Below are 14,294 nucleotides of genomic sequence, written 5' to 3' on the forward strand. Positions count from 1 at the left end.
CTTCGTCTCCGAGCCGACGGTGGAGGACACGGTCTCCATCCTGCGGGGCCTGAAGGAGAAGTACGAGGTCCACCACGGGGTGCGGATCACCGACAGCGCCATCGTCGCCGCCGCCACCCTGTCCAACCGCTACATCACCGACCGCTTCCTGCCCGACAAGGCCATCGACCTGATGGACGAGGCCGGCAGCCGCGTGCGGATGGCGGTGGACTCCAAGCCCGAGGAACTGGACGAGATCGACCGCCGGGTCGTGCAGCTCAAGATCGAGCGCGAGGCACTGGCCAAGGAGCCCGACGCGGCCTCGAAGGCGCGCCTCGAGAAGCTGGAGGAAGAGCTCAACGACCTGGAAGGCCAGTCCGCCGAGATGACCAGCCGCTGGCGGGCGGAAAAGGACAAGGTCTCCGCCGGCGCCCAAAGCCGTGAGGCGCTGGACCGTCTGCGGGCGGAACTCGTCAGCGCGCAACGCCGCGGCGACCTGCAGCGCGCCTCCGAGATCGCCTATGGCGAAATCCCGCAGCTGGAAAAGCGCCTGGCCGAGGCGGAGGCCGCCGAGAACAGCGCCGACGCCATGACGCCCGAGGTTGTCGACGCCGAACAGATCGCCGCCGTGGTCTCTCGCTGGACCGGGGTGCCGGTCGAGAAGATGCTGGAGGGCGAGCGCGAAAAGCTGCTGCGTATGGAAGACGGCTTGCGTGACCGTGTCGTGGGCCAGGAGGAGGCTCTTGCCGCCGTCTCCGACGCCGTCCGCCGCGCGCGCGCCGGCCTGCAGGACCCCAACCGGCCGATCGGCTCGTTCCTCTTCCTGGGTCCCACGGGCGTGGGCAAGACCGAGCTGACCAAGGCGCTGGCCGAATTCATGTTCGCCGACGAGCAGGCGATCACCCGGCTCGACATGAGCGAATACATGGAGAAGCACTCGGTCAGTCGCATGATCGGCGCTCCTCCCGGCTATGTTGGGTACGACGAGGGCGGGGCGCTCACCGAGGCGGTGCGTCGCAGGCCCTATCAGGTGGTGCTGTTCGACGAGGTCGAGAAGGCCCACCCGGATGTGTTCAACGTGCTGCTGCAGGTGCTGGACGACGGTCGCCTGACAGATGGCCAGGGCCGGACGGTGGATTTCCGCAATGTGCTGATCATCATGACGTCCAACCTGGGCTCATCGCATCTGGCGGCCCTGGCCGACGGCGATGAGGTCGAGAAGGCCCGCCCGCTGGTGATGGAAGAGGTCCGCCATCACTTCCGCCCTGAGTTCCTGAACCGGATCGACGAGATCATCCTGTTCAAGCGTCTGGGCCGCAGCGAGATGGACGACATCGTCCGCATTCAACTGCAAAGGGTCGAGAAGCTGCTGGCCGACCGGCGCATGTCGATCGCCCTGGACGCCGCGGCGCTGCACTGGCTGGGGGAGCGCGGCTATGACCCGGTCTACGGCGCCCGTCCGCTGAAGCGGGTGATCCAGAAGGAGCTGATCGATCCCATCGCGCGCAAGCTGCTGGCCGGTGATCTGGACGACGGCGCAGTGATCGATGTACGCGGCGGCGAGGGCGGCCTGGAGATTGGACGCGCCAAGGTTCACTGAAGCTTCAGAGCGTCAGCGGGACCCGTTTGCCGCCACGCACCACAACCCGGCGCATCAGCGCCATGTTGGCGCCCCGACCGTTAGCGGCAGGCCGGGCGATGGTGATGGCGAACCAGGCGCCATCGGCCAGGCCGGCAAAGGCGAACTGGTCGGCGTCGTCACAGGTTGTGCGTTTCACAAACGGCGTCGCATCGCCGGGCGGCGCATTGGGTGTGCGCGCCCGCACGTCGTCGCTGGGCAGGGCGGCGCGTTCGGTGGACCCATAGAGCGCGGCCATACGGCGGCGTGACCAGGGCGTCTCGGGCGTCAGCACCACGCTGGACCCGGCGCAGGTATAGGCCGTGGCGCCTTGGCGATGGCTGACCTGTCCGGCCACTACATTTGTGCCGGCCCGTTGCGACCAGGCGAAGTCAGCCGCGCTGAAGGCAGCGTTCTGGACCGGTGCAGGCGCCGGGGGCGGAGGGCCGAGACTGGGCGAGGCGCAGGCCGAGGTGAGGGCGCTGAGGGCCAGGATGCAGAAAAGGGGCTGTCGCGACATGGATCACCTTATACGCGAAATGCGCCTGTGCAGGCCAGAGCCCCCGAGGCACTTGACCCGGAGCAGCGGTACGAGCCTAAGATCAACTCGGTTCATAAGCATTTCACAGGGTGGCCCATGGCGCACAAGTTCGAAATCTACAAGGACAAGGCGGGCGAGTTCCGCGTCCGGTTCAAGTATAACAGCGAGACGATGTTCTCGACCGAGGGCTACGCCTCCAAGGCCGGCGCCAGGAACGCCATCGAAAGCATCAAGAAGAACGGCCCGGACGCCGAGGTCGACGACACAACCGATTGATCGTTCGTCACAGTTTTGTCGCGTTCAGCGGTTGACCCCCGGCCTCCAAGGGTAGACTTGGAGGCTGGGTGCAGTTGTGCTCACTGAAACAGGAGACGCGCGATGGCCCACAGGTTCGAAATCTACAAGGACAAGGTCGGCGAACACCGCGTGCGGTTCGTGCAGAACGGCGAAGTGGTCTTCTCCACCGACGCCTATTCCTCCAAGTCCGGCGCCAAGAAAGCCATCGAGAACATCCGCAAAAACACCCCCGGCGCCGAAGTCTTCGACGCCACGATCTGAGCCAACCAAAAATCCGGTCATCCCCGCGAAGGCGGGGACCCAGATCAGAGGGCGCAATGGTTGGATGGATGAGCGCCGTACGGCCACTGGCTCACGACTCTGCCTGCCATCTGGGTCCCCGCTTTCGCGGGGATGACCGGAGGGGGGTGGCAGCGCGCGCTACTCCTCCCCGGCCGGTCGTCCCCGCAGGGCCTTGACCCCGCCGCGCTTTACCTTGCCCTCGATCCGCCGCAGCTTTGAGGCATAGGTCGGGCGCGTCTTCCTGCGTGGCGGGGGCGGGGGTTCGGCGGCCTTGCGGATCAGGTCGAACAGCCGCTCGAACGCCTCCTGCCGGTTCATTTCCTGCGAACGCCGGGATTGCGCCACCATTACGATGACGCCCTCAAGGGTCAGGCGGCTGCCCGCCAGCTTTTCCAGCCGCGCCTGGACGTAGGGCGTCAGCGACGGCGACCCCCGCACATCAAACCGCAGTTCAATGGCCGTCGAGACCTTGTTGACGTGCTGCCCCCCTGGCCCGGAGGCGCGGACCGCGCGCACCTGGACCTCATCGTCGCCGAGCGTAATGTCGGGAGAGACCTCGATCATGGGTGGGGTTTTGCCAAGCTTCGCCTAACAGGTTATGGATGCGCCATGCGGACGTTCGCGCACAGCCTCGTACTTACCATGCCGACCACTTCCGGTGGGCCGGGACGGAACGTCGTGCGCTAAGCAAAGCCGCAGGCAACCACCCCCAAGCCCCGCCGGATCCGGACGGGGCTTTTTTGTAAGAGCGCCCGTCCATCCCGCAAAGGAGAGGACCATGACGCCCAAATCCCCTGACATCCTGATCCGCGCCCTGGAACCTGGCGATCTGCCGGACCTGACAGAGGCGTGGAACCAGCCGCTGGCCTACGCCGGCACCTTGCAACTGCCCTTCACCTCGCTGGAGGCGCGCGAAAAGCGCCATGCCGCAACCTCTCCCAACCTCCGGCGCCTCGTCGCCGTGATCGACGGCAAGGTGATCGGCGCCCTGGGGCTCGAACGGTTCGACAACCGCCGCAGCCATGTGGGCCAGTTCGGCATGGCCGTACATGACGCCTTTGCCGGTCGCGGCGCCGGATCGGCCCTGCTGGCCGCCGCCATCGACCTGGCCGACAACTGGCTGAACCTGCGCCGGCTGGAGCTGACGGCCTACGCCGACAACGCCCGGGCCATCGCGCTGTACCAGCGTTTCGGCTTCGAACGCGAAGGCTTGCACCGCGACCATGCCTGGCGAAACGGCGCCTATGTGGACGCGCTGGCGATGGCGCGGATACGCCCATGACGCGCCTTCCCTTGACCTTTGGGCAAAAAACCGCTGGAAAGCGCCCGCTTTGCTGCCTCGCCGTTGCGCGGGTCCCAGCCTTTCTGATCCTCCAGGAGTACGATCATGCGCGTTTACTATGACCGCGACGCCGACATTTCCCGCATCCTGGACAAGAAGATCGCCATCGTAGGCTATGGCAGCCAGGGCCGGGCCCACGCGCTCAACCTGCACGACTCCGGCGCCAAGAATGTCGCTGTGGCGCTGAAGCCCGGCTCGGCCACCGCCAAGAAGGTCGAAGCCGACGGCCTGAAGGTCATGAGCGTGGCCGACGCCGCCAAATGGGCCGACGTGCTGATGGTGCTGGCGCCCGACGAGCTGCAGCGCGGTATCTACAACGCCGAGATCGCCCCCAACATCAAGCCCGGCACGGCTCTGCTGTTCGCCCACGGCCTGAACGTACATTTCAACCTGATTGAGCCGGCGGCCGGCATCGACGTGCTGATGGTCGCCCCCAAGGGGCCCGGCCACACCGTGCGCGGCGAGTACCAGAAGGGCGGTGGCGTGCCCTGCCTGATCGCCGTCCATCAGGACGCCACCGGCGGCGCCATGGATCTGGGCCTGGCCTATGCGTCGGCGATTGGCGGCGGCCGCTCCGGCATCATCGAGACCAACTTCCGCGAGGAATGCGAGACCGACCTGTTCGGCGAGCAGGCCGTACTCTGCGGCGGCCTGGTCGAACTGATCCGTGCGGGCTTCGAGACCCTGGTCGAGGCCGGCTATGCGCCGGAAATGGCCTATTTCGAGTGCCTGCACGAGGTGAAGCTGATCGTGGACCTGATCTACGAAGGCGGCATCGCCAACATGAACTATTCGATCTCCAACACCGCCGAGTACGGCGAATACGTCACCGGCCCGCGCATCGTCACCGCCGACACCAAGGCCGAGATGAAGCGCGTACTGGAGGACATCCAGTCGGGCCGCTTCGTGCGCGACTTCATGCAGGAAAACGCCGTAGGCGCCCCCTCCTTCAAGGCCACCCGCCGTCGCGGCTCCGAGCACCAGATCGAGGAAGTGGGCCAGCGCTTGCGCGCCATGATGCCCTGGATCACCAAGAACGCCCTGGTGGATACGTCCCGGAACTGAGCCGCCGAGCGGCTCATCCTCGCGCAGGCGGGAAACCGGATTTCGGGATAGAGCCCGGGTTTCCTTCATGGTGGGAGGCCGCGATTCACGTCGCCGACCCCGCGCCTGGCACTAGACGGGCCCGGTAAATCGTCTCGTGACCCCCGCCTATTGCCGGGGCTGGATTTGCCGACCGGCCGGCTCGTCTGGTCTGGGGCGACCCCTTGCTCGTGTCCTGTTAACGCAGAGCGTGACCTACTACTCTTGACTGCATCGGATAGCAGGGTGCATCCTAGCGTGTGATTCGCGGGCGCGGGGCGCTGAAAATGGCTATGTCTTCCATCAACGCAAACTCGACCGCAGACGCCGCCTATGCGCTCAATTTGCGGGCGGGAACAACGGCCCAACGATCTACGGCTCGGGAGCCTGAAACCGCCCCGTCGACCGGTGCAGGCAGAGGCGCCGTCACAGTTGAGCTTTCCGCCGAAGCCAGGGCTGTGCTTGCCCAGCCACCTCAAACCATCGGCAACCGGTTTGCTCAATACTTCCCAAGGCGGGACGGGACGTCGGCGAATATGCTGTCGGATGGCGTGGAAGGTCCTGGCAGACAGGTCCTTTCCCAAGGTCTAAGCCTCGGCGAGGTGGCTTCAGCCGCACGCGCCAGTCTGGACGCGCAACATCAGGCCATGAAGGCTTCTGGCAAGCCGTTTGATGTCAACAGCTGGGAAGGTAAGGACATCTATACCCTGACAGCGGGTCTCGACCGCCGCACGCTGAATGCCGTTGCGCAAAATGTCGGGGGCCAGTTTTCAAAGGACGAACAGACCAGTGCGCAGTGGGTCATGGATCAGCAACTCAGTCTGGCTACGGGGCTGTATAGCGGTCCAAGCAGCCTCGCGGGACGTTTCGTAGACGTATTTGGCAGTGACAACGTCGGACGCTTCAAGGCTGGCATGGCCTTCCTGGACTCCGTCAGCGATGAGGAAAAATCTACGTTGGCCTGGGCCGCCAAGCGCGCTGAACTGGAGCAGTCCTACAATTTGATCATAGACGATCCGAACCAGAACAGCGGCCATAGCCGCGAAGACGTTGAGAGTGACAGCCCGATCGTCAAGCTGCTCAGGCAGGCCATGGGCACCATCAGCCTCGACCGCATGTCAGGCGGCCCTATTCGCACGGTCGATGACCTGAAAGCCCAGCCCTGGTTCGAGGGCTTCGAAGACCAGTTTGATGCGCTCTGGACGCCGCCCGCCTGGGAAAACCCGGCCCGGCCCGTCAACCTGAGGGCCTAGCGCAGATCGAGATCGAATCGAATCCATCCGGTCTCGAAACGTCTGATCGCCCTCATCGGGCTGGTGCAGGCCGTGGGCGGCAAACCGGTACCGGCCTTTGCCCCACCCGCTCTCGGCGCTCCTGTGATACGACTTGGTCCCGCGACCCCCGCGCAGGGGCGCGCGCGCGGCTCTTTCGGGCGTCATTCGTCCAGGGGCGACGCAGGATCGGTCTTGCGCCGCCATCGGTTGGGCCTAAGTATCCGCACAGGCCCCGATGGGCCCTGGTCTGCCGCGATAGCGGGCCTTAGTGCACCTGAAGAGAGAACCCCCTATGGAAATGCAGGCCATCCTGGAGCGCCAGAAAGCCGCCCACCTGCGCGACGGCGAGGCCTCGGCGGAGCTCAGGATCGAGCGGATCGACCGCTGCATCCGGCTGCTGCGCGAGAACCGCCGGGCTATCGAGGACGCGCTGAACACCGACTTCGGCGCCCGCTCGCGCGAGGCGACGGCCTTTACCGACATCGCCGGCTCCATCGGTCCGCTGCAGCATGCTCGCGACAATCTGCGCAAGTGGATGCGCACGGAAAAGCGCAAGCCAACACCTGCCATTCTCGGCCTGTTCGGCGCCAAGGCCGAGGTGCGCTACCAGCCCAAGGGCGTTGTGGGCGTGATCAGCCCGTGGAACTTCCCGGTGAACCTCACCTTCGCGCCCCTGGCCGGAATCCTGGCTGCGGGAAACCGGGCGATGATCAAGCCGTCCGAGTACACCCCCGTCACCTCCGAGCTGATGAAGACCATGCTGTCCGGCGCCTTCTCCGAGGAGGAGATTGCCGTGGTCACCGGCGGGCCGGAGATCGGCGAGGCGTTCTCGCACCTGGCCTTCGACCACCTGATCTTCACCGGCGCCACCTCGGTGGCCCGCCACGTGATGCGCGCGGCGGCCGAGAACCTGGTGCCGGTCACCCTGGAGCTCGGCGGCAAGAGCCCGGTGATCCTCGGCCGTTCCGCCGACATGTCCACCGCCGCCGCCCGGGTGATGAACGGCAAGACCCTCAACGCCGGCCAGATCTGCCTGGCTCCCGATTATGTGCTTGCGCCCCAGGACCAGGTGGAGGCGTTCGTCGCCGCCGCCCGCGTTTCGGTCTCGACCATGTTCCCGACGATCAAGGACAATCCAGACTACACCGCCGTCGTCGCCCAGCGGCACTTTGACCGCATCACCGGCTACATCGACGACGCCCGCGCCAAGGGTGCCCGGGTGATCGAGCTGAAACCCGAGAGCGAGGATCTCTCCCAGCAGGAGCATCGCAAGATCGCGCCAACGCTGATCCTCGATCCTACCGACGACATGAAGGTGATGCAGGAAGAGATCTTCGGCCCCGTCCTACCGGTTAAGGGCTACAACACTCTTGATGAGGCCATCGCCTATGTGAACGGCCGCGACCGTCCGCTGGGTCTCTACTACTTCGGCGCCGATGCCGCCGAGCAGGAGCGCGTGCTCACCCACACCACAGCCGGCGGCGTCACGATCAATGATGTGATCATGCACGTGGCCCAGGAAGAGCTTCCCTTCGGCGGCGTCGGCCCCTCCGGCATGGGCAGCTATCACGGCGCTGACGGCTTCCGCGAATTCAGCCACCGCAAGGCCGTCTTCACCCAGATGAAGAAGGACATCGGCCCCCTGAAAATGCTCCGCCCGCCCTATGGCGCGGGCATCAGGAAGTTCCTGGATGGGCAGATCAAGGGGTGAGGTGAGGGGTGCGAACCCGGTCCCCCCGTCACAACGGAGAGGGGATCACGAAGTGATGGTGGGGGCGCTGCTGCCCCCTGACCTGTCTACTCGTCCGGCATCCGGCCCTTCTGCTTCATTCGCGCCTTGCCGGCGTTGCCGCGCGAGGCCCAGAGTTTCTTGTGCTCCTGGGCCAGCAGAGGGTCCTGCCTCCGGCGATCATGTGCCAGCTCGGCCTGCAGCTTCTCGAAGCTGTAGAGCCGCCCGGGGTCCAGATCGCCGGCGTCGATGGCAGCCTGGATGGCGCAGCCGGGCTCCTCGCCGTGGCTGCAGTCGCCGAACCGGCATTGTGTGGCCAGTTCCTCGATGTCGGCGAAGGTGGCCGAGACCCCCTCGTCGGCGTCCCAAAGCCCCAGTTCGCGCATGCCCGGGGTGTCGAGGATCAGTGCCCCCGACGGTAGCAGCACCAGCTCGCGATGGGTGGTGGTGTGGCGGCCGCGGTCGTCGGCGGCGCGCACTTCCCGCGTGGCCATCCGCTCCTCGCCCGCCAGCACGTTGAGCAGGGTGGACTTGCCCGCGCCCGACGAGCCCAGCAGCACCGCCGTTTGGCCGGGACGCAGCCAGGCATCGAGGGTTTCCAGTCCCTGGCCGGTCTTCGCGGAGATCGCCAGCACCGGGGCCCCGGAGGCGATGGCTTCGATCTCGGCTACGTCCTCGTCGAGGAATTCGGTGAGGTCGGCCTTGGTCAGCACGATCACCGGTCTGGCGCCGCTCTCGTGCGTGGTGGCCAGATAGCGTTCCAGCCGACGCGGGTTGAGGTTGGCGTTCAGCGACGCGACCAGGAAGGCCACATCGACATTGGCCGCTACTACCTGCGCGCCGGCTCGGGGGCCCGACGCCTTGCGGATGAAGGCGGTCGAGCGTGGCAGCACGGCGTGGACCAAGGCGGTGGTCTCCCCGGGCCGGGCTTCCACCGCCACCCAGTCGCCGGCGGCGGGGCGCGAGATATCGGTGGCGGCCTTCATCAGCGGCCCGGTCGCCCGGGCGTCGATCTCACCCAGCTCGGTGATCAGGCGATAGCCGCCGCGTTGTTGCACGATGATCCGGCCGGGCACGAGGCCCTGGGCGGCGTGGATAGCAAAGTCTTTCCGGAGCGTTTCGCTCCAGCCATAGGAGGTCAGCAATGGGAGTGTCCTTGATGTCGAAAGCCGATCAGGCGTCGACGGCGGAGATCCCGGTTTGACGTGATCTCTTGCCTACGCGGCAAAAGCCGTGACGCAGCGAGGGGCTGCGGGCGCAATGGGCGACATGAAACATCCTCCTCTGCTGCGGCGTTCATCAGGAACTATGGCCGACCTTGGCGGGTGGCGCTCGTTGCGTCAAGGTCGGGGTCACGGTCGCTCAGTGCCAGTTGATCGACGCCTCACCGCGCAGGATCGCCTCGACCTCCGGCCGGTGTTTGTCGCCATTTTGATCGTGCAGTACGAGGCCTGGCAGCAACCTCGTCGGCGCCTTTCCGGTCTTGATGGCGCGCACCAGCACCCGTTTGGCCGGTTCATCCGCGAACGGGTGGATAGGCAGGATCTGGACCCCGCCGCACTTCTCGCCCAGCAGCGCCAGGATGTCGGCCAGACGATCGGCGCGGTGGATCAGGGTCAGGCTGCCGCCCTCGCGAACCCCTTTGGACATGAAACCTATCCACGCCGCCAATCCGTCATCAGCCATCCAGGCGGCGCGCTTTTCTGGCGAAGGGCCCCGCAGCGCGCCACTGTCGTCAAAGAACGGCGGGTTGGTCATGGCGGCGTCAAACGGTTCGATACCCAGGGCCGAGAAGCGGACGGCGACATCGCCTTCGATCGCCTCAACGCGGTCCTGAAACCCGTTCAGTACGATGTTCTCCTTCGCCAGCGCCAGGGCGTCAGGGTCGCGTTCGACGCCGGTGAACCGAACCTCCGGACACCGCGAAGCCGCAGCAAGCAGGGCGCCGCCCGCCCCGCAACCGGCCTCCAGCACCCGCTGGCCCGGCCTGGCGTCGCAGCCTGCTGCCAGCAAGGCGGCATCCAGCCCGGCGCGATAGCCGCGAACGGGCTGGCGCAACTGAACGCGACCGTCCAGCAGGTGATCATTGGTGATGGCATCCATAACGGCAAGCCTTGGAGTCAGCGGGGGAGAGGCGTAAAGCCTTCGGATATTGACCGTGCCCTATCGCGTCCGCATTGTCCCGCCAAACGGCGGCTTTGGGGGCAGGCGGTCGGGTCGAAACAGGAAACCTTGCTTGGAAGCCGCCCAGGCCATTGCCGCACCGCCCTCGCTGGACCTGCTGCTCAAGCTCGCGGGCCAGGACATGCGCGCCGTTGACGGGCTGATCCGCCTGCACATGGACAGTCCCGTCCCGGTGATCCCGGCGCTGGCTGACCACCTGATCGCGGGATCCGCCAAGCGGCTTCGACCGCTGCTGACCATCGCAGCGGCCCGGCTGTGCGGCGCGCGGGACGATGGGTGCCTTAAACTGGCCGCCGCCGTCGAGTTCATCCACACCGCCACCCTGCTGCACGATGACGTCGTCGATTCCTCGCAGTTGCGTCGGGGCCGCGTGGCCGCGCACCTGATCTGGGGCGCGCCGGCCAGCGTGCTGGTGGGAGATTTCCTCTTCGCCCGCGCCTTTGAGTTGATGGTGGACGCCGGTTCGATGTCGGCGCTGGAGATCCTGGCGCGCGCCAGCCGCGTGATCTCCGAGGGCGAGGTGCTGCAGTTGACCCGCAGCCATGATCTCGACCTCAGCCAGGAGGTCTATCTGGAGATCATCAAGGCCAAGACTGCCGAGTTGTTCGCCGCCGCCGCCGAAGCCGGCGCTGTGTCGGCCGGGGCTCCTGTGGATCACTGCCGCGCCTTGCGAAAGTTCGGTCAGGATCTGGGACTGGCTTTCCAGCTGATCGACGACGCCCTCGACTATTCCGGCGAGGCCAAGACCCTCGGCAAGAACCCGGGGGACGATTTCCGGGAAGGCAAGGTCACCCTGCCGCTTTTGCTGGCCATGTCGCGCACGGCATCAAGCGAGCGCGACTTCTGGGTGCGCACCATCGACCGACGCGAACAGGTGGACGGCGATCTGGAGCGCGCCTGCGAGTTGATGCGCGAGACCCGGGCGCTCGACGAAACCCTGGCGCTGGCGGTGCGCTATGCCGAGAGCGCCAAGGCGGCGATCGCGGATTTCGGCCCCAATGCCTGGCGGCCGGCGATGCAGGACCTGGCCGATTTCGCGGTCATGCGCCGGGCCTAGGGCACGACAGCTTGAAGTGGATACCGGTTCAAGCGCCCGTCGTGCTCTAAACATATGAAAACGAGCCTGTTTATCCGGTTCAGATGATTCCATCTGAACCGGACAGGCTCCTAGTCGGCAAACGGGTGCGGCAGCGGCCCGGAGCGGAACAGGATCACCGGGTTCTCGTCATAGTCGCCCAACTCGGTGTCGGCGGTGGCGGAGAAGGCGACCACGGCGGGGCGCAGGGGCCCCAGCCGCTCGGCCTTGCGGCGCGCCTCCTCGGCGGTCTTGCAGCCGACCTGCTGCTCCGCCTTCAGCGACTTGCCGCGCCCGGCCTTGTAAGACTGGACGATGTAGACGGTTTCCTTGGCCATGAACCTTCACGCGCCGGTTCGGTGCCGGGGTCAATGGGCCATGAACTGATGGCTCCAGGGCCGGTTGTCGATCCGATCAAAACCCAACGCGGCCCAGAACGCCGGCGCCAGCGTATCGCGGGCGTTGATCGTGACGAGCGAGACGCTGTCCAGCGCTTCCTGCAGCAGCGCGTTCACGAGCGTGCGGCCGACGCCTGACCGGCGGGCCGCGGGATCGACGTAGAGCCGGCGCACGCGCATTGCAGCCTTGCCCTGGGGTTCCGGTTCCGGGGTCAGTCCGCCGATCGCGGCCAGGCGATCGCCCTGCATCGCCGCCAGCAAGCAAACGAAGGCCTCGCGATCCTCCGCCCACTCGGCCTCCAGCCGCGCGAGCGCATGGAAACCCTCGGCGTCGGCCGCCGCGCGCAGCCGGGTGAAATCCGCCGGAAGGTCGTCCTGGATCCGGACGAGTTGCATCACCCCGGCGAAATCATCTTCTCGGGCCGCACATATTCGTCGAACTCGGCGTCGGTGAGATAGCCACCCCCAACAGCCTCCTCGCGCAATGTCGTGCCGTTCTTGTGGGCCGCCTTGGCGATCTTGGCGCAGTTGTCGTAGCCCAGCTTGCTGTTCAGCGCCGTCACCAGCATCAGCGACCGCTCGAGGTTAGCCTTGATATTGTCCTCGCGGGCCTCGGTGCCAACCACCATGTTGTCAGTGAACGAGATCGAGGCGTCCGCCAGCAGGCGGCAGGACTGCAGGAAATTGTAGGCCATCACCGGGTTGAACACGTTCAGTTCGAAATGGCCCTGGGAGCCTGCGAACGCGATCGCCGTCTGGTTGCCCATGACGTGGGCGCAAACCATGGTCAGCGCCTCGGCCTGGGTGGGGTTGACCTTACCGGGCATGATTGAAGAGCCAGGCTCGTTCTCGGGCAGAGCCAGTTCGCCCAGGCCGGCGCGGGGTCCGCTCCCCAGGAACCGCAGGTCATTGGCGATCTTGAATAGGGCGCCGGCGGTCGCCGTCAGCGCGCCGTGGCTGAACACCATGGCGTCATGCGCGGCCAGAGCCTCGAACTTGTTGGGCGCGGTCACGAAGGGCAGGCCGGTGATCCCGGCGATCTTGGCGGCCACCAGCTCGGCGAAACCTACGGGGGCGTTCAAGCCAGTGCCCACGGCGGTGCCGCCCTGCGCCAGTTCGTACAGGCCGTAGAGGGTCTCCTCCACACGGCGCCTCGACATGGCGACCTGGTGCGCATAGCCGCCAAACTCCTGGCCCAGCGTCAGCGGCGTGGCGTCCTGCGTATGAGTGCGGCCGATCTTGATGATGTGGGCGAACGCTTCCGACTTCGCCTTCAGCGCGCCATGCAGGTGCTCCAGCGCCGGGATCACCGACTGGGCGACCTCGACTGCCGAGGCGATGTGCATGGCGGTGGGATAGGTGTCGTTGGACGACTGGCTCATGTTGACGTGATCGTTGGGGTGCACCGGCTTTTTGGAGCCCATGACGCCGCCCATCATCTCGATGGCGCGGTTGGAGATCACCTCATTGGCGTTCATGTTGGATTGGGTGCCGGAACCGGTCTGCCACACCACCAACGGAAAATGGTCATCCAGCTTCCCGTCGATGACCTCCTGGGCAGCCAGCACGATGTACTTGCAGATCTCTGGGTCAAGCCGGCCAAGCTCCATATTGGCCTCGGCCGCGGCGCGTTTGACGACGCCAAGGGCCTTGACCACAGGTTTGGGCTGTTTCTCCCAGCCGATCTTGAAATTACCGATCGAGCGCTGGGTCTGGGCGCCCCAGTAGACGTCACTGGCCACCTCGATGGGGCCGAAGGTGTCGGTTTCTGTACGGGTTGCGCTCATCGATCAGTCCCCAGGATTGCAGGCGTTCAAGGGTTTACCGCCATGCGGGGAGACTGCAAGGCGCTGGAACGCTATGAGCGCAGGATGGACGATGGCTGGATCCAGCATGGAAAGGTGCGCGCCCGGGAGACCGAGGGCGTGCTTGAACTGTCCGTCGATGGGCTGACCACCCAGGGCAAGTACTACAAGCCCCTGATCTATGAGTTCTTTCGAAAGGCCTGGCGCGGATCGCGACCCGCGTGGGGCGACTACGCGGTGGAGATCGCCATGGAATATGTGGGCGATCCACCCTGGCTTGACCTGGACAACCTGGCCAAGGCCATTCTCGACGCCATCAAGGGCTATGCGTTTCACGATGACGCCCAGGTCGCACGTCTGCTGGTAGAGCGCCGGGCGGGCGACCGGGAGCGGATCCTGGTGCTGGTGCGGAAGTTGCCCTGAAACGACAACCGGCCGCGCTCAGGGGTGAAGCGCGGCCGGTCTCTGCTGCGAGCCTTTGGTCGGGAAGGACGGCTCAGCGGTATTGTTGCAGGCGGGTCGTTCTCAGTCCGGCCAGGCCATGGCGCTCAATCGAGCGCTGCCAGGAAACGAACTCATCACTGGTCAGGGAGTAGCGTTCCAGCGCTTCTTCAAGCGAGATCAGCCCCCCGCGGACGGCAGCCACAACCTCGGCCTTGCGCCGGATCACCCAGCGCCCGGTGTTGG

General features: G+C 65.9%; 16 protein-coding genes and 1 pseudogene. 9 read left to right on the plus strand and 8 right to left on the minus strand.

The window, feature by feature from the left end:
- The coding region (locus ACIQ42_RS07430; protein WP_397421574.1) for an AAA family ATPase at window positions 1-1,579 on the plus strand (1,579 nt) is incomplete at its 5' end.
- Window positions 1,580-1,583: 4 nt separating this feature from the next.
- On the opposite strand, the gene ACIQ42_RS07435 is transcribed toward ACIQ42_RS07430, so the two are convergent.
- Window positions 1,584-2,117 carry a hypothetical protein gene (locus ACIQ42_RS07435; protein WP_397421575.1) on the minus strand — a complete coding sequence of 178 codons (534 nt, stop codon included), beginning with the start codon at window positions 2,115-2,117 and terminating at the stop codon, window positions 1,584-1,586.
- Between the two features lie 117 nt (window positions 2,118-2,234).
- Between ACIQ42_RS07435 and ACIQ42_RS07440 the strand changes: the two genes are divergently transcribed.
- Both ACIQ42_RS07440 and ACIQ42_RS07445 read left to right on the plus strand, forming a co-directional pair.
- Complete coding sequence (locus ACIQ42_RS07440) at window positions 2,235-2,414, plus strand: YegP family protein (protein WP_397421576.1); 180 nt, start codon at window positions 2,235-2,237, stop codon at window positions 2,412-2,414.
- Between the two features lie 102 nt (window positions 2,415-2,516).
- On the plus strand, window positions 2,517-2,696 hold the full coding sequence (locus tag ACIQ42_RS07445; RefSeq protein ID WP_397404131.1) for a YegP family protein: 180 nt from the start codon (window positions 2,517-2,519) through the stop codon (window positions 2,694-2,696).
- Window positions 2,697-2,855: 159 nt separating this feature from the next.
- On the opposite strand, the gene arfB is transcribed toward ACIQ42_RS07445, so the two are convergent.
- The gene (gene arfB / locus ACIQ42_RS07450) at window positions 2,856-3,281 is read right to left on the minus strand and encodes an alternative ribosome rescue aminoacyl-tRNA hydrolase ArfB (protein ID WP_397421577.1); all 426 of its coding nucleotides are present in this window, start codon (window positions 3,279-3,281) and stop codon (window positions 2,856-2,858) included.
- A 214-nt stretch (window positions 3,282-3,495) separates the two neighbouring features.
- On the opposite strand from arfB, the gene ACIQ42_RS07455 reads away from it, so the two are divergent.
- From ACIQ42_RS07455 to ACIQ42_RS07470, 4 genes are all read left to right on the plus strand, one after another.
- Window positions 3,496-3,999: a GNAT family N-acetyltransferase gene (locus tag ACIQ42_RS07455; RefSeq protein WP_397421578.1), complete on the plus strand. Its 504-nt coding sequence runs from the start codon at window positions 3,496-3,498 to the stop codon at window positions 3,997-3,999.
- Window positions 4,000-4,104: 105 nt separating this feature from the next.
- Window positions 4,105-5,124, plus strand: coding sequence for a ketol-acid reductoisomerase (ilvC, locus tag ACIQ42_RS07460; protein ID WP_397421579.1), 1,020 nt, complete (start codon window positions 4,105-4,107; stop codon window positions 5,122-5,124).
- 620 nt (window positions 5,125-5,744) lie between these two features.
- A complete protein-coding gene (locus ACIQ42_RS07465) occupies window positions 5,745-6,395 on the plus strand; it encodes a hypothetical protein (RefSeq protein WP_397421580.1) in 651 nt (216 codons plus the stop codon).
- Between the two features lie 313 nt (window positions 6,396-6,708).
- Entirely contained in the window at window positions 6,709-8,127 is a 1,419-nt protein-coding gene (locus ACIQ42_RS07470; protein WP_397421581.1) for a coniferyl aldehyde dehydrogenase, read from the plus strand.
- 86 nt (window positions 8,128-8,213) lie between these two features.
- Here ACIQ42_RS07470 and rsgA read toward each other — a convergent pair whose 3' ends face one another.
- Together rsgA and ACIQ42_RS07480 are read right to left on the minus strand one after the other, a co-directional pair.
- Window positions 8,214-9,290 carry a ribosome small subunit-dependent GTPase A gene (gene rsgA / locus ACIQ42_RS07475; protein ID WP_397421582.1) on the minus strand — a complete coding sequence of 359 codons (1,077 nt, stop codon included), beginning with the start codon at window positions 9,288-9,290 and terminating at the stop codon, window positions 8,214-8,216.
- A gap of 217 nt (window positions 9,291-9,507) precedes the next feature.
- On the minus strand, window positions 9,508-10,248 hold the full coding sequence (locus ACIQ42_RS07480; protein ID WP_397421583.1) for a tRNA1(Val) (adenine(37)-N6)-methyltransferase: 741 nt from the start codon (window positions 10,246-10,248) through the stop codon (window positions 9,508-9,510).
- Window positions 10,249-10,417: 169 nt separating this feature from the next.
- On the opposite strand from ACIQ42_RS07480, the gene ACIQ42_RS07485 reads away from it, so the two are divergent.
- A complete protein-coding gene (locus ACIQ42_RS07485) occupies window positions 10,418-11,386 on the plus strand; it encodes a polyprenyl synthetase family protein (protein ID WP_397421588.1) in 969 nt (322 codons plus the stop codon).
- A gap of 110 nt (window positions 11,387-11,496) precedes the next feature.
- On the opposite strand, the gene ACIQ42_RS07490 is transcribed toward ACIQ42_RS07485, so the two are convergent.
- Genes ACIQ42_RS07490 through fumC form a run of 3 tightly spaced genes read right to left on the minus strand, consistent with a single transcriptional unit; the run spans window position 11,497 to window position 13,589 of the window.
- Complete coding sequence (locus ACIQ42_RS07490) at window positions 11,497-11,742, minus strand: hypothetical protein (protein ID WP_397421584.1); 246 nt, start codon at window positions 11,740-11,742, stop codon at window positions 11,497-11,499.
- A 30-nt stretch (window positions 11,743-11,772) separates the two neighbouring features.
- Window positions 11,773-12,198, minus strand: a complete 426-nt coding sequence (locus ACIQ42_RS07495) for a GNAT family N-acetyltransferase (protein ID WP_397421585.1) — start codon at window positions 12,196-12,198, stop codon at window positions 11,773-11,775.
- Complete coding sequence (gene fumC / locus ACIQ42_RS07500; protein WP_397421586.1) at window positions 12,198-13,589, minus strand: class II fumarate hydratase; 1,392 nt, start codon at window positions 13,587-13,589, stop codon at window positions 12,198-12,200. The genes ACIQ42_RS07495 and fumC overlap by 1 nt, the downstream gene beginning before the upstream one ends.
- Window positions 13,590-13,662: 73 nt before the next feature.
- Between fumC and ACIQ42_RS07505 the strand changes: the two are divergent.
- Window positions 13,663-14,030, plus strand: a pseudogene (locus tag ACIQ42_RS07505) (RusA family crossover junction endodeoxyribonuclease).
- Window positions 14,031-14,103: 73 nt separating this feature from the next.
- Here the strand turns inward: ACIQ42_RS07505 and ACIQ42_RS07510 are convergent.
- Window positions 14,104-14,294 (minus strand): DUF1153 domain-containing protein (locus ACIQ42_RS07510; RefSeq protein WP_397421587.1); only part of this gene is annotated, 191 nt, incomplete at its 5' end.

Origin of the sequence: Phenylobacterium sp., assembly GCF_044372605.1 — a bacterium.
Classification (GTDB): domain Bacteria; phylum Pseudomonadota; class Alphaproteobacteria; order Caulobacterales; family Caulobacteraceae; genus Phenylobacterium.